This is a genomic window from Pseudomonas putida (assembly GCF_002741075.1).
In the GTDB taxonomy this organism is placed as follows: Bacteria; Pseudomonadota; Gammaproteobacteria; order Pseudomonadales; family Pseudomonadaceae; genus Aquipseudomonas; species Aquipseudomonas putida_T.
On sequence record NZ_CP016634.1, the window covers coordinates 1,294,532 to 1,319,654 of the forward strand.

A 25,123-nucleotide genomic window follows, 5' to 3' on the forward strand; every position below is an offset into this window, starting at 1 on the left:
TCAGTTTTATCAGGCGGCGATGTTGCGGGGCGAAGGGTGGCGAGGTCATCCATTGGCATGGTGTGCTTCCTGTGCTGAGGCGGTGGAGTCGGTTCTATAGGCATTGGGTGTCAGCGGGGTTTGCTGATGGCGTCGTTCAGGAGAATGAACAGTCGCGCGGCCCAGGAGCGGGCACGGATGGCTTGGATCTCTTCGAGGTTTGAGAAGGTGTAGCGGACGCCTTTGCGTTTTTCTTCTGATTTGAGTTGGGCGAGGCCTGCAAGGGTTCGCCAAGTACCAAGTGCTATAACAGAGGGGAAGAGAATCGAACCGATCAGTGTTGTTTTAGGAAACTCACCAAACAGCGGGAAAAGAGCTCCGGCTCCACTGGCGGATACTCCGCTCCATACCGCTGCATTGACGGTGGTTTTTTTATGTGACGTGGAGTGGACTCGGTCGTTACGTATCTCATAAGGAGGGGGTGTGATTTTTATACGGCTGATGAGATAAATCGTTATAAAAGTCAAAGCTGGAGAGCATAGGGCTGCTAGGCTACTTGTCTGCCAATCGAAATGCTGCGTTCCAATCGCAAAGGTGAATGCGCCTGAAAGGAGGGAAAACATAAAAAACATTTGAAATGTGAAATATGTGCAATATTGGCTGTAGCTGCGGCTTGTGTATATGCATTTGCTTCGATAGAAAAGTAGCGGCAATGTTAGCGCTGTTGCGGGTATTGACCACCATGTGTAGTTTAAGCAGGGAAGGTAAAGTCCCAGGGCGATGACCAAAAAAACGTAGCGTGTTGCATTGAATGTTGAGTAGGGGTCCGATGCGATCATAGATTTTTCCCCGTGAGTATGTTGCCAAGACTTTTATCTAGGTTGAATTCGCTGAAAAAGTACTGTGCAGCTGTACCGGACAAGTAAGAGGTAATTATCACAAGGACAACTGGAGAGCTTGCTGCTGCCAGCGCAATTGTGACTACCAAACCCACCCCAAACGCCACCGCATTGCCCGATTGGCTATACGCAGACCGCTCAAAAAACTCCCCAATGGAACCGGAAGCCCTGGCATCGGCAACCGCCTGGGGGCCAAACGCCAGTGCGGCACCCACGGCGTTACCACCCACGATCTTCGCGAACCCTTGCTTGCCATACATCTTCGGGTCGAGCCCTAAACGGCTGTTGAGCATGCGTTGGGTGCCGTAGGCCGGCACGTGGAGGTGATGGCCTACCTGCAAGGGGCCGAAATTGTAATAGGCGGCGGCTTGCATCGCGGGAATTTGGAACTTGAGGTTGCCGCCGACATTGACGAGTTTGATTCGTCGCTGGAAGGCCTTGCGTGCCGATCGGCTGCCGCTTTGGCCTCGGGTCGCGGCCCAGGCTTTGAGGTCCTTTTTCAGCGGTTCGGGCAGGTCCAGCAGGTCGATCAGGCGTTTGCTCTTGGTGCTTGCGTAGATCAGGTTGGCAACCATGCCCAGGGTGCTGGGCAGGCTGGTGGACGAAAACCACTGCGGGCCGATTTTCGGAATCGCTTCGGCGCGTTCGCGCAGGGCCTCCAGTGCTTGCACGGACGCCTGGCCGGCGCGCTTGAGCGTGGCGAACAGCTGCAACAGCAAGGCCAATGCCTCGAGGCGTTCCTGCTCGGACAGGCCGTTGTCAGGCAGGGCGAGTTCATTGGCGAGGAACAGCGCTGCGCTGTAGTCGTCGGTGTCGTATTCCCCTTCGATCTCGATCAACGAGGGAAAGGCGCGCGCCGCTACGGCCTCAGGCCAAGGCAACTCGCCGTTGTCGAGCAAGCCCTCGGGATGGCGGCCCCAAGGGTTGGTGCGGGTGCAGAGGGGATACCGGTCATTCATGCGCGGTTACCCCTGATCTATCGGAGGTTGAGAATGACTTCATACCCGTCTACGCATTTACCTGAACCTGGAAGTTTCATGAGGTGAAACTTGAGTGAGCGGGGTTGATTTCGCGTAGGGAAGTAAAAAGATTCGAGCGATTGGCTGTCAATACAGAGATGGGGGAATGGTTTTTATAATTTATTAGTGTGTATTTCGAGTTGCTTGAAGTTGCCGTATTTATTGTGGGAAGTTTCTATTTTTATTTTCTGGCGGGGTTGTTTGTCGGTTGTTTATTGACTGTTTATCGAATCAATGGCTGGCCGTAGCATTTAGGGGGCACTGCGAAACGGCGTAAAAACGCCCACCGTTACTCCGGTGAGCGTGTTTGTGTGCGCCAAGGTATCAGTCCCAGACAGGCGCCAGGCCGTCAGGGCTGACCTCGCGGCCATTGCGCTCGAGCGTGGCGATGCGCGCCATGTCCTCGTCGTCCAGGCGCAGGTCGCGGGCAAGCAGGTTGCTGGCCAGGTTCTCGGGCTTGGTGGAGGAGGGGATGACCGCATAGCCCAGTTGCATCGCCCAGGCCAGCGCGACTTGCGCGACGGTCGCTTTGTGCTTGGCGGCGATGTCGGCCAGTACCGGGTCCTTGAGCACCTTGCCATAGGCCAGGGTCATGTAGGACGTGACGGTGATGCCTTGCGCCTTGAGGAACGCTGCGAGCTGGGTGTTCTGCAGGTACGGGCTGAGTTCGATCTGGTTGGTGGCGATCTCGCCCTTGCCGACCACGTCGATGGCTTGGCGGGTGAGTTCGATGTTGAAGTTGGAGACGCCGATCTGACGCGTCAGACCTTGCTTCTTGGCCTCGGCCAGGGCGGTCATGTACTCGTGCAGTTCAACGCCGTTGCCGGGGGCTGGCCAGTGGATCAGCAGCAGGTCGACATGATCGGTGCGCAGCTTCGCCAGGCTCTCGCGCAAGCTCGGGATCAGCTTGTCGGCGGCATAGTTGTCGACCCAGATCTTGGTTGTGATGAACAACTCGCCACGCGGCACGCCGCTTTCGAAGATCGCCTGGCCTACGTCCGCTTCATTGCCGTAGATCTGCGCGGTGTCGATGACGCGGTAGCCCAGTTCGAGGGCGGACTTGACCGAGTCGATGACGGCTTGGCCGGTCAGACGGAACGTGCCGAGGCCGAAAGAGGGAATGCTCATTGATCTGCTCCTGGTGAGTGTGGCGAGGATCGAATCCAAGAACAGTGTGGCTCGGAGTCGATCACGTTGGACCAGTGTGCGGATTTGCGATGGATTGATTAAGACGCTGGTGGGCCAAGGTCATTTGACGTCATGTCACGAATGGCGCGTGGAGCGTGCATGGGGCAGAGGCAATGAAAGCCTCGGGCGGAAATGAGACGGCCCGCCAAAGGGCGGGCCGGTCGGTGCAGCGTGTGACGATCAGCGGCGGCGGAACAGCGGCAGCGGCTCGTCGGTGGCGCCTTGGTAGGTCACCGAGAAGTCCTTCAGGCTCTGCAGCGCGTCTTCCGGGTCCTTGTCGGCACGGATGGCGAAGGCGTCGAAGCCGCAGCGGGCCATGTAGAACAGCTGGTCGCGCAGGACGTCGCCAATGGCGCGCAGTTCGCCCGTGAACTTGTAGCGGTCACGCAGCAGGCGCGCATTGGAGTAGTTGCGTCCGTCGGTGAAGGCCGGGAAGTTCAAGGCGATGACCTGGAAGTGCTGCACGTCTTCACCGATCTCTTCGGCTTCCTCGTCGCTGTCCAGCCACACGCCCAGGCCGCCGTCGCGGGCCTTGAGGGCATGGGCGTGGTCACGCCACATCTGCAGCGGGACGATGTAGTCGTCGCAGTTGGTCAGCTCGTCGAACGAGGTGTCCTTGGGCAGCAGGTGCCAAGTTTCGTCGACCAGTTGGTTGTTTTTAATGATTCGCTGCATAGACGCGCTCCTTGAAGGGGTCGATGCCAATACGCTGGTAGGTGTCGATGAAGCGCTCGTCTTCGGTGCGTTGTTCCACGTACACGTCGATCAGCTTCTCGATCACATCGGCCATTTCGTCTTGGGCGAAGGAAGGCCCGAGGATCTTGCCCAGGCTCGCATCGCGCGCGGCGTTGCCACCCAGGGAGACCTGGTAGAACTCTTCGCCTTTCTTGTCCACGCCGAGGATGCCGATGTGGCCAACGTGGTGGTGACCGCAGGCGTTCATGCAGCCGGAGATGTTCAGGTCGAGCTCGCCGATGTCGAACAGGTAGTCCAGGTCGTCGAAGCGGCGCTGGATGGATTCGGCGATCGGGATCGACTTGGCGTTGGCCAGCGAGCAGTAGTCGCCACCCGGGCAGCAGATGATGTCGGTCAGCAGGCCGACGTTCGGCGTGGCGAAGCCCTGTTCGCGCAGTTCCAGCCAGAGGGCGTGCAACTGGCGCTGCTCGACGTCGGCCAGAATGATGTTCTGCTCATGGGAGGTGCGCAGGAAGCCGAAGCTGTAACGCTCGGCGAGGTCCGCCACGGCGTCGAGCTGCTTGTCGCTGATGTCGCCCGGGGCAACGCCGGTGGGCTTGAGCGACAGGGTGACGGCGACGTAACCGGGCTTCTTGTGGGCGCGGGTGTTGCGCGAGCGCCAGCGGGCGAAGCCAGGATAGTCCTGATCCAGCGGAGCGTAGTCGACGTTTTCCAGGGCCAGGTAGGCCGGGTCGACGAAATGGCGCGAGACGCGCTGCAGCTCGGCTTCGGTCAGGGTGGTCGGGCCGCCGCGCAGGTGAGCCATCTCGGCCTCGACCTTCTCGGCGAACACTTCCGGGGTCAGCGCCTTGACCAGGATCTTGATCCGCGCCTTGTACTTGTTGTCACGGCGGCCGTAACGGTTGTACACGCGCAGGATCGCGTCCAGGTAGCTGATCAGGTCCTGCCAGGGCAGGAACTCGTTGATGAACGAACCGACCACTGGGGTGCGACCCAGGCCGCCGCCGACCAGCACACGGAAGCCCAGCTCGCCGGCCTCGTTGTACACCGGCTCCAGGCCGATGTCGTGCACTTCGATGGCGGCGCGGTCTTCCTTCGAGCCGTTGATGGCGATCTTGAACTTACGCGGTAGGTAGGCGAATTCCGGGTGGAAGGTGGTCCACTGACGGACGATTTCGCACCATGGGCGTGGGTCGATCACTTCATCGGCGGCAACGCCGGCGAACTGGTCGGTGGTGGTGTTGCGCAGGCAGTTGCCGCTGGTCTGGATCGCGTGCATCTGCACGGTGGCCAGCTCTGCCAGGATGTCCGGGATGTCCTCGAGCGCCGGCCAGTTGTACTGCACATTCTGGCGGGTACTGATGTGGGCATAGCCCTTGTCGTAGTCACGGGCGATCTTCGCCAGTACGCGGACCTGGCCCGCGTTCAGCTGGCCATAGGGCACGGCGACACGCAGCATGGGCGCGAAACGTTGGATATACAGGCCGTTCTGCAGACGCAGAGGGCGGAATTCTTCTTCGCTCAGCTCACCGGCCAGGTAGCGGCGGGTCTGATCCCGGAACTGCTTGACGCGGTCCTCGATGATCCGCTGGTCGTACTCGTCGTATACGTACATATAAGTCCTGTCTCAGGCTGCAGGCAGCTATTCGCGCGCACGGCCGCGCACTCCGCTTCGGAGCCGGAGCACGATATCAGGTTGTGTTTATGCGCTAAAGTGATGTTTTTGCATATGAAAAGAACCAATCGAACTAAGTGAGACCCACTGGCATTTGCTCGCCTGCAGCTGCCATCCGTTTATACTCGCGCGTTTGTTTCGCAACGGATGTAACCGCATGCTCAAGGCCTTGTGCCAGGGCCTGTGCCTGAACCTGCTCCTGACAGCAGCGAGCGCACAGGCCGCCTCCGTGGTGTTCCTCAACCCAGGCTTTTCCAGCGAAGCCTTCTGGGTCGGCTATTCGCGTTTCATGCAGGCGGCCGCCCATGAACTGGGCATGGACCTGCGCATCGAATACAGCGAGCGGCGCACGGACCTGGCCTTGGCCCAGGCCCGCGCGGCATTGGCCGGGCCGCAGCGCCCGGACTACCTGGTCCTGGTCAACGAGCAGTACCTGGCACCGGAAATCATCCGCCTGGCGCGGGGGTTGGGGGTCAAGCTGTTCCTGGTAAACAACGGCTTGACCGAAACCCAGGCACGCAGCATCCAGGCCCAGCCGGACCGCTATGCGCAGGTGCTGGGCACCCTGACCGCCAACGACGAACAGGCCGGCTACCAGATGCTGCGCCAGATGGTCGCCACGCTGCCGCCAGGGTCGGGTCCGGTGGACCTGGTGGCGTTCGCCGGGGTCAAGACCACGCCAGCCTCCCAACTGCGTGAGCAGGGCATGCGCCGGGCCTTGGCGGACTTCCCCCAGGTACGCTTGCGGCAGGTGGTCTATGGCGGTTGGAGCCGCAAGCGCGCCTACGAACAGGCCCAGTTGCTCGCAGAGCGTTATCCGGCTACGCAGTTGGTCTGGGCGGCCAACGACGAGATGGCCTTCGGTGCCATGCAGGCCTTCGAAGAGAAGGGGCGCACACCAGGGCGTGACGTGATCTTCAGTGCCGTCAACAGCTCCCCCGAAGCGCTGCGCGCACGTATCGACGGGCGCCTGAGTGTGCTGATGGGCGGGCATTTCACCTTGGGCGGTTGGGCCATGGTGCTGTTGCACGACGATGCCTCGGGGCTGACGATCAACCGTGACGGCCTGCAGGCGCACACGGTGCCGGTGTTGCAACTGTTCGACCAGGCCAAGGCGCGGCGCTGGCTCAAGTTGCTGGAGACCTGCGATGACATGGGTGTGGATTTTCTGCGCTACAGCGCCGAAGGCCGACCGGCAGATTTTCGTTATCCGTTCCTGACCAAGCCGGTCGACTATTGAAAGACCTGGCTTGAGAGAAGGCCATTGCTGGGCTTAACTGCTGGTTGAAGTGCATTCCCATAAACACTACAAGAGGCAATGCAATGGGAAACTCGACCAAGTTGCGCAAAGCTGACAGCAGCGTCGACGCCTGGGCGATCCTCTGCCTGATCATCCTCGTCGTCGTGGCCGCTGTGTATTGGGTCAGCCACCAGTAACGCCTGTCTTCGGACCTTGAGTGAAACCAGAACCGCCCGCGGAAGGGATATCCGCGGGCGGCTTGCGTTCTAGCGGGCGGTCAGGTGCATGGCCAGTTGCACCAGGCCGACCAATGCCAGGATGAATACCAGGGTGAACAAGGTGCCCAGTGCGATGAAGTGGCTGGCCTTGCCATGGGTGAAATCGCGCGCGCGGTTCTTGCCGCTCTGCACGCCAAAGGCAGCGGCAAGGATGCTCTGCAGCATCTGCCAGAAGGTGGGCGGTTTGCCGGGGTCGTTGTCGTCCATGAAGGGCTCCTGGAAACAAAGACAATCACACGACAGTGTAGACAGGCCTATGGGCACTGCGCGGGTCTATTCGCGGGTAAACCCCCACAAGGATCACTGCTAACCCTGTGGGGCGGGTCTACCCGCGAAAGGGCCGCAAAGCGGCCGCCTTGCAGATCAGCCCTCGTAACCGAGGTTCGGGGCCAGCCAGCGCTCGCTCACGCTGATGTCCTGCCCCTTGCGCGCGCTGTAGCGCTCGACCTGGTCCTTGTCTACCTTGCCCACGGCGAAGTACTGCGCCTGCGGGTGAGCGAAGTACCAACCGCTGACCGCCGCCGCCGGGAACATGGCGAAGTGCTCGGTAAGAAACACCCCGCTCGGGCCGGTCTCGCCGATGGCCGTGCCATCGAGCAGGCGGAACAGCGTGGCTTTTTCGGTGTGGTCCGGGCAGGCCGGATAACCCGGGGCAGGGCGGATGCCGCTGTACTGCTCCTTGATCAGCGCTTCGTTGTCCAGGTGTTCGTCCTTGGCATAACCCCAGTACTGCTTGCGCACCTGCTCGTGCAGCCACTCGGCACAGGCTTCGGCGAGGCGGTCGGCCAGGGCCTTGACCATGATCGAGTTGTAGTCGTCGCCGTTGTCCTGATAGGCCTTGGCCACTTCCTCGGCACCGATGCCGGCGGTGGTGATGAAACCGCCGACGTAATCGGTCAGGCCGCTGTCCTTGGGTGCGACGAAGTCGGCCAGGGAGAAGTTCGGCTTGCCATCGGGCTTGATGGTCTGCTGGCGCAGGTGGTGCAGGGTGGCGAGCTTCTCGCCGTTGTCGCCGTACACCTCGATGTCGTCATGCTCGACCTGGTTGGCTGGCCAGAAGCCGAAGACCGCGCGGGCGCTGATGAGCTTTTCGTCGATCAGTTTGTCGAGCATCTCACGGGCGTCGTTGTACAGCGCGGTAGCCGCCTCGCCGACCACTTCGTCGGTGAGGATGCGCGGGAACTTGCCGGCCAGGTCCCAGGAAATGAAGAACGGTGTCCAGTCGATGTATTCGGCCAGCACGCGCAGGTCGATGTCCTCGAGCACTTTGACGCCGGTGAAGGAGGGCGCCGCCGGAGTGTAGCCGGCCCAGTCGTACTTCGGTTTGGCGGCGATGGCCTGGTCATAGCCCAGGCGCTCGGTTCGGGCGCTGCGATTGGCCGTGCGTTCGCGGACTTCCACGTATTCCTGGCGCGTCTTCTCGACGAAGCCTGGCTTGAGTTCCTTGGACAGCAACTGGGTAGCCACGCCCACAGCACGCGAGGCGTCGGTGACATAGACCACCGCATCGTTGGAGTACTTGGGCTCGATCTTGACCGCCGTGTGCGCCTTGGAGGTGGTGGCCCCGCCGATCATCAGCGGCAGCTCGAAGCCCTGGCGCTGCATTTCGCGGGCGACGTGGACCATCTCGTCCAGCGACGGGGTGATCAGACCGGAGAGGCCGATGATGTCGCACTTCTGTTCGCGGGCGGTCTGCAGGATCTTCTCCGCCGGCACCATCACGCCCAGGTCGACGATGTCATAGCCGTTGCAGCCAAGCACCACGCCGACGATGTTCTTGCCGATGTCGTGCACGTCGCCCTTGACCGTGGCCATGAGGATCTTGCCCTTGGCCTCGGGAGTGTCGCCCTTTTCGGCTTCGATGAACGGAATCAGGTGCGCGACGGCCTGCTTCATCACCCGCGCAGACTTGACCACCTGCGGTAGGAACATCTTGCCGGCGCCGAACAGGTCGCCGACCACGTTCATGCCGCTCATCAGTGGCCCTTCGATGACCTCGATCGGGCGCGCGCACTGCTGGCGGCACTCCTCGGTGTCCTCGACGATGAATGCGGTGATGCCCTTGACCAGCGCGTGCTCCAGGCGTTTTTCCACTGGCAGCGAACGCCACTGTTCGTTTTCCACTTCCTTGGTCGCGCCGCCGCCCTTGTAGTCGTCGGCAATGGCCAGCAAGGCATCGGTGCCGTGCGGGGTGCGGTTGAGCACCACGTCCTCGACCTTCTCGCGCAGCGCGGCCGGGATTTCATCGTAGATCTCCAACTGGCCGGCGTTGACGATACCCATGGTCAGGCCGTTCTTGATGGCGTGGTAGAGGAATACCGAGTGGATCGCCTCGCGCACCGGGTTGTTGCCGCGGAAGGAGAACGACACGTTGGACACACCGCCCGAGCTCAGCGCGTAGGGCAAGTGGTCGCGGATGTAGGCGCAGGCTTCGATGAAGTCCACGGCGTAGTTGTTGTGTTCCTCGATGCCGGTGGCCACGGCGAAGATGTTCGGGTCGAAGATGATGTCTTCCGGCGGGAAGCCCACTTCATTGACCAGGATGTCGTAGCTGCGCTGGCAGATTTCCTTCTTGCGCGCGGCGGTGTCGGCCTGGCCGACCTCGTCGAAGGCCATCACCACCACGGCGGCGCCGTAGCGTTTGCACAGGCGGGCGTGGTGTTTGAACTGCTCGACGCCTTCCTTCATGGAGATCGAGTTGACGATGCCCTTGCCCTGGATGCACTTCAGGCCCGCTTCGATCACCTCCCACTTGGAGGAGTCGATCATGATCGGCACGCGAGAGATGTCCGGCTCGCCCGCGATCAGGTTGAGGAAGCGGACCATGGCAGCCTGCGAATCGAGCATGCCTTCGTCCATGTTGATGTCGATCACCTGGGCGCCGGCCTCGACCTGTTGCAGGGCGACTTCGAGCGCTTCGGTGTAGTTCTCCTCGCGGATCAGGCGGGCGAACTTGGCGGAACCTGTGATGTTGGTGCGCTCGCCGACGTTGACGAACAGCGACTGGCGATCGATGGTGAACGGCTCCAGGCCCGACAGGCGGCAGGCCTTGGGGATGTCCGGAATTTCGCGCGGCTTGTACTTGGCCACGGCCTGGGCAATGGCCTGGATGTGCGGCGGGGTAGTGCCGCAGCAACCGCCGATGATGTTGAGGAACCCGCTGGCTGCGAACTCCTCGACCACGGCGGCCATTTCAGCCGGGGTTTCGTCGTACTCGCCGAAGGCGTTGGGCAGGCCGGCGTTGGGGTGGGCCGAGACGTGGGTGTCGGCCTTGGTCGCCAGCTCTTCGAGGTACGGGCGCAGGTCCTTGGCGCCCAGCGCGCAGTTCAGGCCCACGGAGATCGGCTTGGCGTGGCGCACCGAGTTCCAGAATGCCTCGGTGGTCTGCCCGGACAGGGTGCGACCGGAGGCGTCGGTGATGGTGCCGGAGATCATGATCGGCAGCTCGACGCCGTCTTCTTCGAACACCTGCTGCACGGCGAAAATCGCCGCCTTGGCGTTGAGGGTGTCGAAGATGGTTTCGATCAGCAGCAGGTCGGCGCCGCCTTCGATCAGGCCGCGGGTGGCCTCGGTGTAGTTCTCGACCAGCTCGTCGAAGGTGACGTTGCGATAGCCCGGGTCGTTGACGTCTGGGGAAATCGAGCAGGTGCGGCTGGTTGGGCCGAGCACGCCGGCGACGAAGCGTGGCTTGTCCGGGGTTTCCAGCGTCTTGGCGTCGGCCACCTGGCGGGCGATGCGCGCGCCTTCGACGTTGAGCTCGTACACCAGCGCTTCCATGCCGTAGTCGGCCTGGGAAATCTGCGTGGCGTTGAAGGTGTTGGTCTCGAGGATGTCGGCGCCGGCGTCGAGGTAGGCTTTCTCGATCGAGGCGATGACATCGGGGCGGGTGAGCAACAGCAAATCGTTGTTGCCCTTGACGTCGCTTGGCCAATCGGCGAAGCGCGTGCCACGATAGTCGTGTTCCTCGAGGCGGTAGCTTTGGATCATAGTACCCATGCCGCCGTCGAGGATCAGTATGCGCTCCTTGAGTGCTTGCTGGAGTGCTTGGAAACGAGCGCTGCGGTCGGACATAGGAACTACCTGGTCGGGCGAATTTCAGAAGGTGCTGAATAATAACAAAGCTGCACGGATTTTAGACGTGTCGGCCATTTGCATGAATTTCGTTCATGTTGGCGGCGCGCTAAAGCACCCAAGGACCGGTCAGGCAAATCGTGATGGCTTTCAGGAATCAGGACATTCGGCACATGGTGCATCGTTTACTTGCTGGCGCCTTCGCCCTGCTCATCAGCGGCGTGGCGTTCGGGCAAGCCCCTCAATCGAGCCCGGCGATCTCGTATACCCGGGACATTCAACCGATCTTCACCGAGAAGTGCGTGGCCTGCCACGCGTGCAACGACGCAGCCTGCCAGCTCAAGCTGGAAAGCCCCGAAGGCGCGGTGCGCGGGGCCTCCAAGACCCCGGTGTACCAGGGCGAACGCAGCAAGGCGGTGCCCACCACGCGATTGTTCTATGACGCCCACGACGAACAGGCCTGGCGCAAGATGGGCTTCTACTCGGTGCTCGACAACCAGGGCAGCCAGGCCGCGCTGATGGCGCGCATGCTCGAGCTGGGCCACAAGACCCCGCTGACGCCCAACGCCAAGTTGCCCGAAGAGATCGTGCTGGGGCTCAACCGCAACAACATGTGCCCCTTGCCTCACGAATTCGACGCCTACGCCGGAGCCCACCCGAAGGAGGGCATGCCCCTGGCCGTCACTGGCCTCACCGATGCCGAATACCAGACCCTGCAGCGCTGGCTGGCTGCCGGTGCGCCGGTCGAGTACCAACCGATCCAGCCCAGTGCCGCCGAGGCTCGGCAGATCACCGAATGGGAAGAGCTGCTCAACCGTCCGGGTTCCACCGAAGCGCTGGTGGGCCGCTGGCTGTACGAGCACCTGTTCCTGGCGCACATCTATTTCGCAGGGGGCGAGCCGGGGCATTTCTTCCAGTGGGTCCGTTCGCGCACCCCGAGCGGCAGGCCGGTCGACATCATCGCCACCCGCAGACCGAACGATCCTCCCGGTACCGACTTCTACTACCGGCTGATTCCAGTGCAAGGCGTGATCGTGCACAAGACCCACATCACCTACCCGATGGGGCCGCAGAAGCTCAAGCGCGTCAAGCAGCTGTTCTACAGTGGTGACTGGCATGCCTCCTCGCTGCCCGGCTACGGGCCGCGTCACCGCTCCAATCCGTTCGAGACCTTCGAAGCGATCCCAGCGGTGGCGCGCTATCAGTTCATGCTCGACAACGCCGAATACTTCGTGCGCACCTTCATCCGCGGCCCGGTGTGCCGTGGGCAGATCGCCACCGATGTGATCCGCGACAACTTCTGGGCGCTGTTCCAGGAGCCGGCCCATGACCGCTATATCACCGATGCCGAGTACCGCGGCAAGGCGACGCCGCTGCTGGCGATGCCGGGGCAGATCGACGACGTCGGCAGCGTGCTGAGCCTGTGGCATGCCTATCGCGACAAGCGCAACGAATACGAGAAGCTGCGCCGCGAAGCCTACGCCGAGATGCCTGCGCCGAGTTGGTCGACACTGTGGGCGGGCAACGACAATGCGCTGCTGACCATCTTCCGTCACTTCGACAGCGCAGCGGTGAGCAAGGGCCTGATCGGCGACGTGCCGCTGACCACCTGGCTGTTCGACTATCCGCTGTTCGAGCGCACCTACTACCAGCTGGCGGTGAACTTCGATGTATTCGGCAACGTCTCGCACCAATTGCAGACCCGTCTGTACTTCGACTTGATTCGTAATGGTGCCGAGATCAACTTCCTGCGCCTGATGCCGGCCGACCAGCGTGGGGCGATCCTGAGCGACTGGTACCAGAACAGCGGCAAGGTGAAGATGTGGCTCGACTACGAAGACATCGACACCAGCACGGCGAGCGCGCTGAAGCTGGACAAACACAACCCCAAGCGTGACTTCGGCCTCAAGTTGCTGCAACGCACGGGCAGCCTCAACGCAGCGCCCGATCCGATCAACCGCTGCACAGGAGCCCATTGCTCGCGGCCGCAGATGAGCGCGGAGTTCCAGGATGCCGAGCAGAGCCTCAGCCGTTTGGTCTCGCGGCCGGCTGCCGGGCTCAAGGTGATCAACCAGTTGCCCGAGGCGACCATGCTGCGCATCGAAGGGCAGGGTGGTCAGCGCCAGGTCTACAGCCTGTTGCACAACCGCGCCCACAGCAACGTTGCCTTCCTGCTCGGCGAGGCCTACCGCTACCAGCCGGGCCTGGACACCCTGACCCTTTACCCGGGCGTGCTCAGCAGCTACCCGAACTTCATCTTCAACATCCCGACCAAGGATGTGCCGGAGTTCGTCGAAGACATGGAAGCTGCCCGCGACGATACGGCCAAGTTCGAACGGATCGTCATGCGGTGGGGCGTGCGTCGCAGTCACCCTGAGTTCTGGCGCTACTTCCATGACCTGAACACCTTCATCAAGGAGACCGAGCCGGTGGAAGCGGGTGTGCTGGACATGAACCGCTACGAGAACCTTTGATCGGTCGAGCTGACCTTTCCGGAGACGTTGCGGTCGGACGTGGCGGGTGGTCCTGATCGATTGCAGGGGCTGTAGTGCAGCCCTGAGCGGGTAAACCCGCTGCTACGGGGCCGGCGCAGGTCTTGAAGGGCGGGTTTACCGGCGAACGAGCGCACAGCGCTCGACGCTGCGCGTGATCGGGGCCTCAATGCACCGAAAACCGCAGGAACCGGCATGCTGTATTCGCTTCAGGCTCTCCGGGCATTCGCCGCCTGGGTGGTGGTCTGCCACCACTTCATGCAGATCTTCTTCGACTTCCACGCCTCCGGCCCCATCGGCAGACTGCTCGCCGAACGGGGCGCGGTGGGGGTGGATATCTTCTTCGTCATCAGTGGGCTGGTGATCTATCTTTCGACCCGTGACAAGCCCATCGCGCCCGGGCAGTTTTTGCTCAACCGGGTGCTGCGCATCGTCCCGGCCTATTGGTTCTACACGTTGCTGATGGCCTTGCTGTTGCTGGTGGCCAGCCGCTGGATGCCGCATCAGGTCTTCGATTGGCAGCACCTGCTGCTGTCGCTGTTGTTCATCCCGGCGGAAAACCCAGGTGGCTACGGCTTGTATCCAACGCTCAACGTCGGCTGGACGCTGAACTTCGAGATGTTCTTCTACCTGTTGTTCGGGTTGGCTTTTTTGGTGCGCCGACGTCATCACCTGCTGCTGGTGGCCGGAGCTTTGCTGCTGGTCAGCGAAGTGCTTGGACGCATGGGTGTGCTCAGTCGCTTCTACAGCAATGGCATCATCTATGAATTCCTGCTGGGCATTGGCATCGGCGTGCTGTACCGCCGTGGGCTGGTGAGGGAAGGGCTGTGGTTGCCATTGGTGGTGCTGGGCGTGGCGGGTTACGCCCTGTACCAGTTGGATGCGTCCGTGCGCCTGCTGCACTGGGGCGTGCCGAGTGCGTTGGTGGTGTTGGCGTTCGTCGCGCTGGAGCCGTACTTTCATGGCAACCGGGTGCTCAAGGCGCTCGGCGACTGCTCCTACTCGGTGTACCTGATCCACGTGCTAGTGCTCTACGGCGGCTGGTTCGCCACTCAGCGCCTTGGGCTTAACCCCTATGGGGTGTTCGCCGTCTGCGTGCTGTCCATTGGACTAATGTCGTGGCTGAGCTTCCACTGGCTGGAGCGCGGCCTGTACCGGCGCATGCAGGCCTGGTTGCGTGAAGACAGGGAGCTAGGCCAGGTGTTGGCGCTTTCCCGAGTCAAATACTAGGACTTTGTTCGAAGGCCAGGTTGGCGTACACTTGCCGACAAGTCTGTGAGGAACTTCCATGAGCGCTATAACCATTACCGACGCCGCCCATGATTACCTGGCCGATCTGCTGTCCAAGCAGAATACCCCGGGCATCGGCATCCGCATTTTCATCACCCAGCCGGGCACCCAGTATGCCGAAACCTGCATTGCCTACTGCAAGCCAGGCGAAGAGAAGCCCGACGACACGGCCGTGGGCCTGAAGAGCTTCACCGCGTACATCGATGCGGTCAGCGAGCCGTTCCTCGAGGACGCGCTGGTCGACTACGCCACCGACCGCATGGGTGGCCAGCTCACCATCAAGGCCCCGAACGCCAAGGTGCCGATGGTCAACGAGGACAGCCCGCTCAACGAGCGCATCAACTATTACCTGCAGACCGAGATCAACCCGGGTCTGGCCAGCCACGGCGGCGCCGTGAGCCTGGTGGATGTGGTCGACGACGGCATCGCCGTGCTGCAGTTCGGCGGTGGTTGCCAGGGCTGCGGCCAGGCCGACGTCACGCTCAAGGATGGTATCGAGCGCACCCTGCTCGAACGTATCCCGGAGCTCAAGGGCGTGCGTGACGTGACCGACCACAGCAACAAGGAAAACGCCTACTACTGATCAGCGCCGCCTGGCGTATTTCAATCGGCGTTCTCTTTGCAAGATGTTGCGCTTAGCAACAAAGTGTTACGGAATCAAGCCCTGCGACAACAGGCCGCAGCCCGGATTTCAAGGGCTGCAGGCCGATCCCTCCTTCGTCGGGTAGATGCCCTTGGGGTGTCATGCCAGAATGCCCCGGTTTTTCGTCGGCCCATCCCAGGGGCCGGCACCTTCCCTATAAAGGATGGTTCCATGACTGATCTACTGACCCGGCGTGCTGTCGTCGCCGGGATGGGCGTTCTGGGGCTTGGTCTGCTGGCCGGTTGCAACCCGGCCCGGGGGCTCGAGTTCAAGTACGGCAAGAACATGAGCAACGAAATCCTCGGGCGCAAGTTCCGCCTGAAGGACACCCAAGGCAACGAGCGCACCCTGTCGAGCTTCTACGGCTCGATGCCGATGATCTTCTTCGGTTTCACCCAGTGCCCGGCTGTCTGCCCGACCGCCATGGCGCGCGCGGCGCAAATCAGAAAGCTGCTCAGGGGGCGCGACCGGGACCTGTTCCAGGTGGTGCTCATCACCCTGGATCCGGAGCGCGACACCCCCGAGGTGCTCGATGCCTACGTCAAGGCTTTCGACCCGTCGTTCACCGCCCTGACCGGCACCCCCGAGGAAATCGCCGAGGTGGCCAGGGAATTCAAGGTGTTCTACGAGAAGGTCCCCGCCGGCGACACCTACACGGTTTCTCACTCGTCCACCAGCTACGTCTATGACACGCGTGGCACCCTGCGCCTGAGCCTTGGCCATTCCCTGACCGCCAAGGAATGCGCCGAGGATCTGGTCACCCTGATGGAGATTTGCTAATGGCTGTTTCACTGCAACCTGCCAAACGTGCACTGGCCGCCCTGGCCATGATGGGGCTGGCCCTGCCGGCGCTGGCCCAGACCACCGTGAGCGATGCCTGGGTTCGTGCCAGCGTGCCGCACCAGCAGTCCACCGGCGCTTTCATGACCCTGACCGCCGACAGCGACAGCAAGCTGCTCAGCGTGGCCTCGCCGGTTGCCAAGACCGTGCAGATCCACCAGATGAGCATGAAGGGCGACGTGATGAGCATGGGTGAAGTCAAAGCCGTCGAGCTGCCTGCCGGTAAAGCGGTGACCCTCGACCCCAACGGCTACCACGTGATGCTCATGGGCCTGACCCAGCAGGTCAAGGAAGGCGAGCAGGTGCCGCTGACCCTGACCATCGAAGATGCCAAGGGGACAAAGCAAACCCTGGAAGTCCAGGCACCGGTTCGCCCGCTGGGCGCTGAAGCCGGGCATGATCACGCGCACATGCACTGATCTGTGGCAGGGGCTGCTGAGCAGCCCATCGCGACACAAGGCCGCTCCCATGCTGTGGGCGCGGCCTTTGTCTAGTCCTGAAATAGGTTTACACCTGTTCAGGTAGGCCGACAGGCCTCAAAACGCCCGATGCACAGCATCGGGCGTTTTGTTTTTCAGGGCCATATGAGGCCGTTCTGTGTTGTAGATCTGCACTGCCTCGTCAACCATCTGTCTCGCTTGCTCCAAATCTGCAGGGCTACTCAACAGCAGCTCCATCTTGAGGATTCCGTTGATTCGCTCGGCCAGCGCGTTCTGGTAGCAGTCATACCCATCAGTCATGGAGCACTGAACGCCGTGCCGTTGATGCAGTGACTGGTATAGCGCCGAGCAATATTGGATGCCTCGATCCGAATGGTGGACTAATGGCTGGCGACGACGTCGCTTTCGTAGTGCCTGCTTGAAAGCTTGCGCCACTGACTCGGCATGCAGGCTTTCATGGACGTGGTGGCCAACGATTTTCCTGGAGTACGCATCCGTTATCAGGCTCAGGTATAGCGGGCCGTTACGTGCGGGCAGGTAAGTAATGTCGGCCACCCAGACATGTTCCGGCCTTGTCGGAACAATCTGGCTTGGCCCGGGCTTGAGTAAGTTGGGGTGGCGGTAGAAGCGATGAAAGCTTTGTGTTGTCTTGTGGTAGGCCCGCTTAGGCAGTACGAGCAAACGGCGCTCTCCCAAGACTTGGAACAGCCTATCTCGGCCGATCTGGAGTCGTCTGTCAGGCTGGCAATGCAGCAGATAGTGCAGCTTGCGTGTACCCAGACGAGGCTGGCGCATCCGGACTTGCTGAACAAACTTAACCACCCGGTCTGCCTGGCGCTCTTTGCCATCAGCGGCTCGGTTGCGTTTGTAGTAAGCCTGTCGACTGATGCCTAGAAACTGACAAGCCCTGGCAATGCTCAGTCCTGCGACTTGACCTTGCGAGAGGACTTGCCGGATCGCTTTTTTACGACCGAAACACCATAGTCATTTTTCAGAACATCGACGACCGTCTCGAAGAACTGGGCCTTCTGGCTCATCAGCTCAAGCTGCTGCTCAAGCTCTTTGATCCGCTGCTCTGGAGTGAGCGGTTTGGGGTCAGACATCGCGCAGCTCCTCTCGGCTCGGATCGATGCCCCTTGGCTCCAATCCTGCCGACCGTGCTTACGCAACCATACCAGAACCGTCGATCGACCCTGGATGCCATACCGTTCCTGGGCCTGGCCGTAGGTCATCTCGCCTTTTTCAATCTGATCAACCACCGCCAATTTAAAAGACAGTGAGTAATCTCGCTGTGTGCGCTTTACACCTTGCTCCATCTGACTCTCCGGAAATTCGGGATGGGAGGTGTAAACCTTATTCAGGACGGGACACTTGCTACATAAAAGGGGCGCCAAAGCGCCCCGATCGACATTACGGATACTGCTCAGCTACGAAACCTTGGCAACGGTCGCTCGATGGTCAGCGAGGTCAAGGTCTTGCGTACCTGGGCGTCTTCGGCCTCCAGAGCCTTGAGGCTGGCGCGGATCTTGCCAGCCGCGGGCACATCGCCTTGCCGGTCGATCCAGTCGGCAATCTCCTTGCAGGCACTGCTCAGACAGGCTTGGCGCTGGTTCATCAGCGTCAGGAGGGTGGTGAGCTCTCTATCGGACATGGCAGGATCCTCCGTTCAGCCCTCTCAGTGTAGCAGGGGTTGGGGTTCCTGCCTGACGTGGGGGCTGGGTACCCATTGCGCATCAGTACCCTCACGTATCGCGCGATGCACAACTACTGCTTATCCATTGAATGGCATATAAACACGGCTGGGGTAAGACGGTCTTCATCCTCTCTATATTGGTCTTGATCGGAGTGCGAGGCGTCTGTTGGAGTTGGTGTGGCAGATGTTGTTTACAACATTTTGTGTGTGTGGGAAGTTTCATACAAGTTTGGCTTCATGATATTTCCTGTTACAGGTTAGTTGTGCTCTCATGTTGTTTTCATGGGCTTGTCAAACTACGGTTTATTTGCCCGGTCATTGCTGGGAAAATAAAAATCATCAAGTGCTAGAGAGGATGTTTGACATGAAATCAGCAATTCATATGTTCAAAGTCGATATCGTTGGTGTAATTGGCAATGGCGTCTGCATGTGGTGAATGCAGCAGAGGCGATCATTGATCGCCTCTCTTTTTCTTCAACGGAGGGAGCTCTGGTCATGGAGGATTTCGGTTATCACACGATCTGGGACATCACGGGTGCCAGTTCCGCTGTGTTGCGTGACGAACAGGCGTTGCATCGGTTCTTTCATGCCGTGTTGTTATCGTCAGGCTTTACGGTAATAGACGATCTGGTACACAAATTCGTGTTGGGTGGAGAAGGCGTGACGGGTTTGTTCCTGCTTTCCGAATCTCATCTTTCTTACCATACCTATCCCGAGAATAGTTACATCAGTATCGATGTCTACACCTGTGGCAAGAGCAATGCGTCAATCAATAGAGGTATCAGACGATTCTTTGGCGATCACGTCAATGTCAACTGTCGGACGCTACGGCGCGGGAGTGGTTTGGCGATAGATAAGGAGTGCTGTGATGAGGCTTGTCGATAATGGATTTATCAAGTTTGATTACCAGTTTCCGCTTTATAATTTTTTCTTTCCTTCGCAGGCGTTGAACACTTATTCGCCGTCCCGTCGGCAGTTGGCGACGCTGCTCCAGGGTGCCAATGATCATGCGCGTTCGCGGGCGTTGTACTTCCATATCCCATTCTGCGAGTCGATCTGCACTTTTTGCCCCTTTACCCGTGGCTTGTACAAAGACAGCCAAGCCATCGACCGCTATACCCAAGCGCTTTTACGTGAGCTCGAGTACAAGGCAGAGCTTATGGATTTGCGTGCGATTCCTGTGCGTGCGGTCTTCTTTGGTGGGGGGACGCCGTCGTTACTTTCACCGCGCAATATTTACGAGATCGGCGAGGCGTTGCACCGTCATTTCGACATGGCCGCTGTCGAGGAGTTTTCCTTTGAGTGCCACGTCGGTAGCGTTACCCCCGAACGGGTGAGCGCGCTTGCCGACATCGGTGTGAGCCATGCCCGTGTCGGCCTGCAGACGATCGACCCGCAATGGCGCCGGCTGTTCAATCTGGTGGAAGACATAGGGCAGGTAGAGCAGGCGGTCGGGCGACTGGTCTCAGGCTTCGACCACGTGCTGTGCGACATCCTCTACGGCATGAACGGCAGCAGTGAGCGGCAAACCTTGGCTGACATCGACAAGGCCATCGAGTTGGGAGTGAGCAATCTTGATATTTACCCAATCAACAACGCAGCCACCTCGGTCAAATTACACAAGTCAATCAAGGCGCGCTTTACGGATGTGATGCCGGCTCTGCGCAAGCTGAACATGAAACTCATGTTCGATGAGCACCTGCGGCAAAAAGGCTATGTGCCCTACAACGGCCATGGTTACGTGCGGATGCCAACCGAGCAGGGACAGTTGTTAAGTCGTCGCTACGCGTTCGTCTATCACGAACATGTGTATGGCTATGCAAGCCACGACATACTTGGGTTTGGTGTCAACGCCATCTCTTCGGTGGCGGGAAATGTCATCACGAATACTTCGTTACGAGAGCAATACATTCACCGGATGTTGGCAGGAGAGTGCGTGTGCCGGGTCAGCGAGCACGATCCTGTGCTGGATGCGGTCAAACCACTGGTGCTGCGCTTGCCATACCACGGCAGGGCCGAGAAGTCTTTGATCGAACTTGACCGGATGCCTGCGGGGTTGATGGCGCGGTTGAACGCGTTGATCAATGCCGGCCTCGTCGAGGACCAGCCCCATGCGTATGAACTGACCCGGTTGGGTTGGCTCTGGTATAGCAATCTCATGTTCTATCTGATTCCCGAGAGTGAGCAGAATGTGCTCAAGCGCTTGGTCTACGAGCGTCTCGACACGCCAGGGCGGGACATCAGTGAAGACGAACTGATCTATGTGACGGCTTAGGGAAGGCGAAGCGGCATGCGTGGATTGAACTTGAATGCGGGTACCCGAGCGCTGGCGACCGGCTACTTCTTTTCCAAATGCGGTGAATTTGCCTTCGAAACAGCCTTTGCCGTGGTGGTGGTGTCGATGGTCGACGCAGACCTGCTGTTGATTGGCCTGGTGTACTTCTTTCGCTACCTCCCCAGCATGGTTTTTTCACCGATGGGTGGCTGGTTTGCTGACCATAGTGAACGCAGACGCACCTTAGTGTGGGTGGAGCTCACCAAAGGGGCTTTGGCATTGGTGTTCTTTGCATTGTTCTCCTTTTCCGAGCCGCCATTGGTTGTAGTTACCCTTGCTGCGATGGTCATGACGGCGCTGGATTGCCTCTATGTACCAACGTTTCGTGCCTATTTCCCCGACATCGTCGAGCGGGACGAACTGCCTTCGGTCAACAGCGGCGTACAGGTGGTCGAGGATATGTCGTCGATCCTTGGACCGCTGGTGTTCTCGGCTGTGGCGTTGCTTTACGCCAGTGAGGCGACTTTCCTGTTCTTTGCAGTTTTCCTGCTGTTGTCGGCAGCCAGTCTGGCCAGGTTGCCTGCGGTTGGAAAGCCGAAAGCGGCGGCCTTCGATGGCATGGCGCTGGTGCGTGATGCCGTACGCAGTGTCGGTCATATGCGTGCATGCAATGCACCGCTATATGCAGTGATTTGTTGCACGACCTTTTGCGCGATGTTCGCCACTTCCGTCATACGCTTCATCCTCCCGGCATCGGTACTTGAGCGGTTCTCCTCGGAGGCGGCGGTTGGCTACGTTTTCTCGCTGCTGGCCACGGGTACCGTGCTGGGCGGCCTGCTCTACACCAGGTTCAATCGACACACCTCGGCGCGTCTTGTGTTGCGCTATTGGGGGCTATATGGCGCATTGTTCTTCATCGCTGCCGTGGCGCTTCAGTTCAACACCTGGCTGTTCCTGTTGGTACTGTTCTTTGTGGGGTTCATCGGCGCCTTTGTCGATATTGCCATCGTGACCAATATCCAATGCTTGTCGAACGAGCAGGAGGTCGGGCGCAACTTCTCGCTGTACTACTTCACTGCAGTAATCGGTGATGCCTTTTCAGGGTTGATTGCCAGCGTCGTCTATTTCCTGGTCGGCCCGGCCACCTTCGTTGGGATGACGTTCATGCTGGTTGTCGCGCCCCTGCGCTGGAATATCAAGAAAGGAGCTCCGGATGAGCATCAGGATCGTGCATAGTGCTGTTATCGATACAGCGGGATGGGAAGGCACCGAGGTAACTTGCCTGACAGCGCATGAAAACCTGGCCGGTGCGTCTGCATTGGTCCTGACGCCGAAGGATGCATTGACTGAACAGGTCACGCAGGCGGTAAGGCGGTGGCAACTGCCACTTTTCCTGGTTGGTGAGCCAGATGGTCCAACCTTTGATGATCTTTATAAGGACCTGGAAGCGATTTGGTTGCCACAGCCCTTGTCCATCCACGATCAAAAGCGAGTGAGAGCCTCGGCCGAGGCCTACGAGCAACGGTCGCTGCCACCGTTTACCCGGGCAGTTGCCGCGTTCGGCGCCAGGCGCAGGCCTACGTTCGCCTGTCCTGGGCACCAGGGGGGCAGTGGCCTTGAGTTGCACCCGGCAGGGGTGCGTCTGCGGCGTTTGCTAGGTGACGGTATTTTCAGCGTGGATGTCCCTCACGCCGCACCTGAGCTTGGCGACGTGTTGTGTCATCAGGGGCCGGTCCTTGAAGCGGAGCAATTAGCGGCGAAGGTTTTTGGCGCTGACCACACCTGGTTCGTGCTCAATGGAACCTCGACGGCCAACAAGGTTGTTGCCAGCGCCCTGCTAACGAGCGCGGACTTGGTGCTGATGGACAGGAACAACCATAAATCGGTATTTCTTGGCGCTTTGGTACAGTGCGGGTCGGTGCCTGTCTACCTGGAGAACGTCCGGGACGAGCGGGGCATTCTGGGCGGTTATCGCCCTGGCACACTGGATGAGACGCTTCTGCGGCGCAAGGCGGCAGCCATCGACAAGACGCGGGCCAGACAAGCCCGACCGTTTCGCCTGGCAATTGTCCAGCATGCCACCTGTGATGGGGTGATCGTCGATGCTGCAGCATTGCTGGAGCGCATCGGCCACCTTTGTGACTACGTCCTGTTCGATGCCGCCTGGTCGGGCTATGAGCCTTTCGTTGCGCAGCTGGCCCGACTTTCACCTTTGGCCGTGCCTTTGCGCGAGGACTCACCGGGAATCTTGGTGACGCAGTCGGTGCATAAGCAGATGGCTGGGCTTTCCCAGACCTCGCAGATCCACAAGAAAGACCGCCACTTGCTGGGGCAGCCCCGGTACTGCTCGAACCAGGTTTTCAATAGCGCCTTCATGCAACACGCATCGACCAGCCCTTCGTACCCTCTCTTCATGTCTCTGGAGGTCAACGCGGCAATGTTGGCCGACGGGGAAGGTGAGCGGCAATGGCAGGAGGTGACTCGAGTCGCCGAAGCGTTGCGCTATCAGGTGCTGCGTCAGTGCCGATTGTTCAAGCCCTTATTCTTGCTGGGCAAAGACGATGCACCGCAGCCGTACAGAGGGATGGGTCGCGCCGGTGAGGGGGGGCTGGAGCCGGGTCTACATTATCTGGACCCATGCAAGGTGATCTTCCTGACCCGTGATCAGGTCGGTCCAGGAGGTCCAGGTATCGATGTGCCAGCCTGCATCGTGACTCAGTACCTTCGAGAGAACGACTTTACGCCGGAAAAAGCAGATTTCTACAACTTCACCTTATTAATGTCACCCTCCAGCGTGAGGGCTGATCTGAATAGGTTGGTCCACTGCCTGGAGGCGTTCGAGGCTCATTTGCTTGCCCGCACACCTGTGTGGGATGTGCTGCCATCGTTGCGTGGTGAAGGGGTGCGATATGAAGGAATGTCGTTGAACGGGCTGTGTGAAGCGATCAATAGGCTGTACAGGTCGTTTGAAGTGGAACAACGGCAGGCAGATATTTTCAGCGCCGTTGACCTGGCCATTGCTGACCGCTCTCCCCAGGCGGCGAACCAACAGTTTGTAAGGGGCGAAGCCGTGTTGCAAAAGGTGGCGGATGTGCTCGGAAAGGTCGCGGCCGAAGGTGTCATACCCTATCCGCCAGGTGTGGTCTGCATCGCCCCTGGCGAGCGTTGGACGGCTGCGTTGATCGATTACCTGCTTGCGGTCGAAACCTTGACCAACCTGCATCCCAGTTTTGCGCCACACATACAGGGTGTGCACACAATCGAAAACGCCGACGGAACTATCTCGTTTGGGGTGTTCATTCTTGATTGATATCGATGAAACTTTCGCTCCCTCGGTGCGCAAGTTCATTCATGTCGATATGGATTCGTTCTTTGTCTCGGTGGAGTTGCTTGACGCACCCTGGTTGTCCGCACGTCCGGTTGCGGTGGGTGGTCGGGCGATTGAGCGGGGCGTGATCAGCACGGCCAGCTATATCGCCAGGCAGTTCGGCGTAAAGAGCGGCATGGCGACGGCCACGGCCCAGCGTCTGTGTCCTGAGCTGATATTGCTTCCGGTGCGTTTCGAGCGTTATGAGGAGGTGACGCGCAAGCTGGACGGGATCTTTCGTCGGTATACGTCGAGCGTCGAGTTTCTTTCTCTTGATGAAGCCACGCTGGATGTTTCTGGCCAACCTCATTGCAACGGCTCGGCTACGTACATGGCCGAGCAGATCAGGTCGAGCATTCGGCGTGAACTCGGGCTGACTGCCTCGGCAGGCGTCGCTCCGTTGAAGTATCTGGCCAAGATAGCCTCCGAAATCAACAAGCCCAACGGGCAGTTTGTCATTGCTCCGGAACAGGTGGATGGCTTTCTCGCGACCCTCGACATTCGCAAGATTCCCGGTGTCGGCCCCAAGACATGGGCAATTCTGGAGAGCCTTGGGTGCTATCAATGTGCAGACGTGACTGAGGAGCTGATTCCTTCTTTGTTGCGCTATCTGGGCTTGCATGGCTTTTATGTATGGGAGCGCTGTCAGGGTCGGGAGACGCATGAGGAAAAATCCAGTGAAATTCGTTCACTGGGTGTGGAGCATACCCTGGCAAGTGATTGCGAAGACTTCGCTGCGTGCGCCGATGAGCTCGAGGCGTTGATGAGTGCACTTCGATTACGCCTCGCGGAGTTGGATGAAGGCGACCATATTGTCAAGAACCAGGTCAAGCTCAAGTTCTCCGATTTTTCCATCTCAAGTACCGAAACCCCTGCACAAGGCCTGGAGCCAGAGGTCTTCCTGGGGCTGTGCAGACGGCTTTGGGAGACCAAGCGCCAGGGGCGCGCAGTGCGGTTGGTGGGCATTGCCGTCAAGGTGCGACGCAAGGTATTGACCCGCCTGCAGTTGGAGCTGCCTTTTTGAGCTGTTTGACCGGG

20 protein-coding genes are annotated in these 25,123 nt (G+C 59.9%); 11 read left to right on the forward strand and 9 right to left on the reverse strand.

The annotated features are described in order from the left end of the window. Positions 1-110: 110 nt before the first annotated feature. The 5 genes from IEC33019_RS27290 to IEC33019_RS06365 form a co-directional block, all read right to left on the reverse strand. Positions 111-818 (reverse strand): hypothetical protein, encoded by a 708-nt coding sequence (locus IEC33019_RS27290; protein ID WP_139139886.1) that lies wholly within the window; start codon positions 816-818, stop codon positions 111-113. Continuing rightward, positions 815-1,837, reverse strand: a complete 1,023-nt coding sequence (locus IEC33019_RS06350; protein ID WP_099593191.1) for a hypothetical protein — start codon at positions 1,835-1,837, stop codon at positions 815-817. The genes IEC33019_RS27290 and IEC33019_RS06350 overlap by 4 nt, the downstream gene beginning before the upstream one ends. A gap of 384 nt (positions 1,838-2,221) precedes the next feature. Beyond that, entirely contained in the window at positions 2,222-3,025 is an 804-nt protein-coding gene (gene dkgB / locus IEC33019_RS06355; protein ID WP_070094045.1) for a 2,5-didehydrogluconate reductase DkgB, read from the reverse strand. A gap of 240 nt (positions 3,026-3,265) precedes the next feature. Next, a complete protein-coding gene (locus IEC33019_RS06360) occupies positions 3,266-3,760 on the reverse strand; it encodes a DUF934 domain-containing protein (RefSeq protein WP_070094044.1) in 495 nt (164 codons plus the stop codon). Continuing rightward, positions 3,744-5,396: a nitrite/sulfite reductase gene (locus tag IEC33019_RS06365; protein ID WP_070094043.1), complete on the reverse strand. Its 1,653-nt coding sequence runs from the start codon at positions 5,394-5,396 to the stop codon at positions 3,744-3,746. The genes IEC33019_RS06360 and IEC33019_RS06365 overlap by 17 nt, the downstream gene beginning before the upstream one ends. Positions 5,397-5,613: 217 nt before the next feature. On the opposite strand from IEC33019_RS06365, the gene IEC33019_RS06370 reads away from it, so the two are divergent. Further along, positions 5,614-6,696, forward strand: coding sequence for an ABC transporter substrate-binding protein (locus IEC33019_RS06370; protein WP_070094042.1), 1,083 nt, complete (start codon positions 5,614-5,616; stop codon positions 6,694-6,696). Between the two features lie 266 nt (positions 6,697-6,962). Here the strand turns inward: IEC33019_RS06370 and IEC33019_RS06375 are convergent, their stop codons facing one another. Together IEC33019_RS06375 and metH are read right to left on the reverse strand one after the other, a co-directional pair. After that, complete coding sequence (locus IEC33019_RS06375; RefSeq protein ID WP_070094041.1) at positions 6,963-7,181, reverse strand: DUF2970 domain-containing protein; 219 nt, start codon at positions 7,179-7,181, stop codon at positions 6,963-6,965. Between the two features lie 156 nt (positions 7,182-7,337). Next, on the reverse strand, positions 7,338-11,045 hold the full coding sequence (gene metH, locus IEC33019_RS06380) for a methionine synthase (RefSeq protein WP_070094040.1): 3,708 nt from the start codon (positions 11,043-11,045) through the stop codon (positions 7,338-7,340). A 173-nt stretch (positions 11,046-11,218) separates the two neighbouring features. On the opposite strand from metH, the gene IEC33019_RS06385 reads away from it, so the two are divergent. The 5 genes from IEC33019_RS06385 to IEC33019_RS06405 all read left to right on the forward strand — a co-directional run bounded on the left by IEC33019_RS06385 (position 11,219) and on the right by IEC33019_RS06405 (position 16,729). Then, positions 11,219-13,519, forward strand: coding sequence for a fatty acid cis/trans isomerase (locus tag IEC33019_RS06385; RefSeq protein ID WP_070094039.1), 2,301 nt, complete (start codon positions 11,219-11,221; stop codon positions 13,517-13,519). A gap of 213 nt (positions 13,520-13,732) precedes the next feature. Next, a complete protein-coding gene (locus IEC33019_RS06390; RefSeq protein ID WP_070094038.1) occupies positions 13,733-14,767 on the forward strand; it encodes an acyltransferase family protein in 1,035 nt (344 codons plus the stop codon). A 58-nt stretch (positions 14,768-14,825) separates the two neighbouring features. Continuing rightward, positions 14,826-15,410: a Fe-S biogenesis protein NfuA gene (gene nfuA / locus IEC33019_RS06395; protein WP_043206916.1), complete on the forward strand. Its 585-nt coding sequence runs from the start codon at positions 14,826-14,828 to the stop codon at positions 15,408-15,410. 231 nt (positions 15,411-15,641) lie between these two features. After that, complete coding sequence (locus tag IEC33019_RS06400) at positions 15,642-16,250, forward strand: SCO family protein (protein ID WP_070094037.1); 609 nt, start codon at positions 15,642-15,644, stop codon at positions 16,248-16,250. Continuing rightward, the gene (locus IEC33019_RS06405; protein ID WP_070094036.1) at positions 16,250-16,729 is read left to right on the forward strand and encodes a copper chaperone PCu(A)C; all 480 of its coding nucleotides are present in this window, start codon (positions 16,250-16,252) and stop codon (positions 16,727-16,729) included. Before IEC33019_RS06400 ends, IEC33019_RS06405 begins: the two co-directional genes overlap by 1 nt. A 117-nt stretch (positions 16,730-16,846) precedes the next feature. On the opposite strand, the gene IEC33019_RS06410 is transcribed toward IEC33019_RS06405, so the two are convergent. Together IEC33019_RS06410 and IEC33019_RS06415 are read right to left on the reverse strand one after the other, a co-directional pair. Further along, positions 16,847-18,066, reverse strand: a protein-coding gene (locus IEC33019_RS06410) for an IS3 family transposase (RefSeq protein WP_099593083.1) whose coding sequence is annotated in 2 segments (ribosomal slippage) — positions 16,847-17,718 and positions 17,718-18,066 — 1,221 coding nt in all. Because the reading frame shifts where the segments join, the coding sequence is not laid out codon by codon here. A 107-nt stretch (positions 18,067-18,173) separates the two neighbouring features. After that, the gene (locus IEC33019_RS06415; protein ID WP_043206911.1) at positions 18,174-18,401 is read right to left on the reverse strand and encodes a hypothetical protein; all 228 of its coding nucleotides are present in this window, start codon (positions 18,399-18,401) and stop codon (positions 18,174-18,176) included. Between the two features lie 474 nt (positions 18,402-18,875). Between IEC33019_RS06415 and speD the strand changes: the two genes are divergently transcribed. Genes speD through dinB form a run of 5 tightly spaced genes read left to right on the forward strand, consistent with a single transcriptional unit; the run spans position 18,876 to position 25,109 of the window. Continuing rightward, positions 18,876-19,328, forward strand: coding sequence for an adenosylmethionine decarboxylase (gene speD, locus IEC33019_RS06420; RefSeq protein WP_280140322.1), 453 nt, complete (start codon positions 18,876-18,878; stop codon positions 19,326-19,328). Then, positions 19,312-20,718 carry a coproporphyrinogen-III oxidase family protein gene (locus IEC33019_RS06425; protein ID WP_070094034.1) on the forward strand — a complete coding sequence of 469 codons (1,407 nt, stop codon included), beginning with the start codon at positions 19,312-19,314 and terminating at the stop codon, positions 20,716-20,718. The genes speD and IEC33019_RS06425 overlap by 17 nt, the downstream gene beginning before the upstream one ends. 15 nt (positions 20,719-20,733) lie before the next feature. Beyond that, positions 20,734-21,954 carry an MFS transporter gene (locus tag IEC33019_RS06430; protein ID WP_070094033.1) on the forward strand — a complete coding sequence of 407 codons (1,221 nt, stop codon included), beginning with the start codon at positions 20,734-20,736 and terminating at the stop codon, positions 21,952-21,954. Next, positions 21,932-24,028 carry an ornithine decarboxylase gene (locus tag IEC33019_RS06435; RefSeq protein WP_070094032.1) on the forward strand — a complete coding sequence of 699 codons (2,097 nt, stop codon included), beginning with the start codon at positions 21,932-21,934 and terminating at the stop codon, positions 24,026-24,028. The genes IEC33019_RS06430 and IEC33019_RS06435 overlap by 23 nt, the downstream gene beginning before the upstream one ends. Next, entirely contained in the window at positions 24,021-25,109 is a 1,089-nt protein-coding gene (gene dinB / locus IEC33019_RS06440; protein ID WP_244509789.1) for a DNA polymerase IV, read from the forward strand. The genes IEC33019_RS06435 and dinB overlap by 8 nt, the downstream gene beginning before the upstream one ends. The last annotated feature ends 14 nt before the right edge of the window (positions 25,110-25,123 follow it).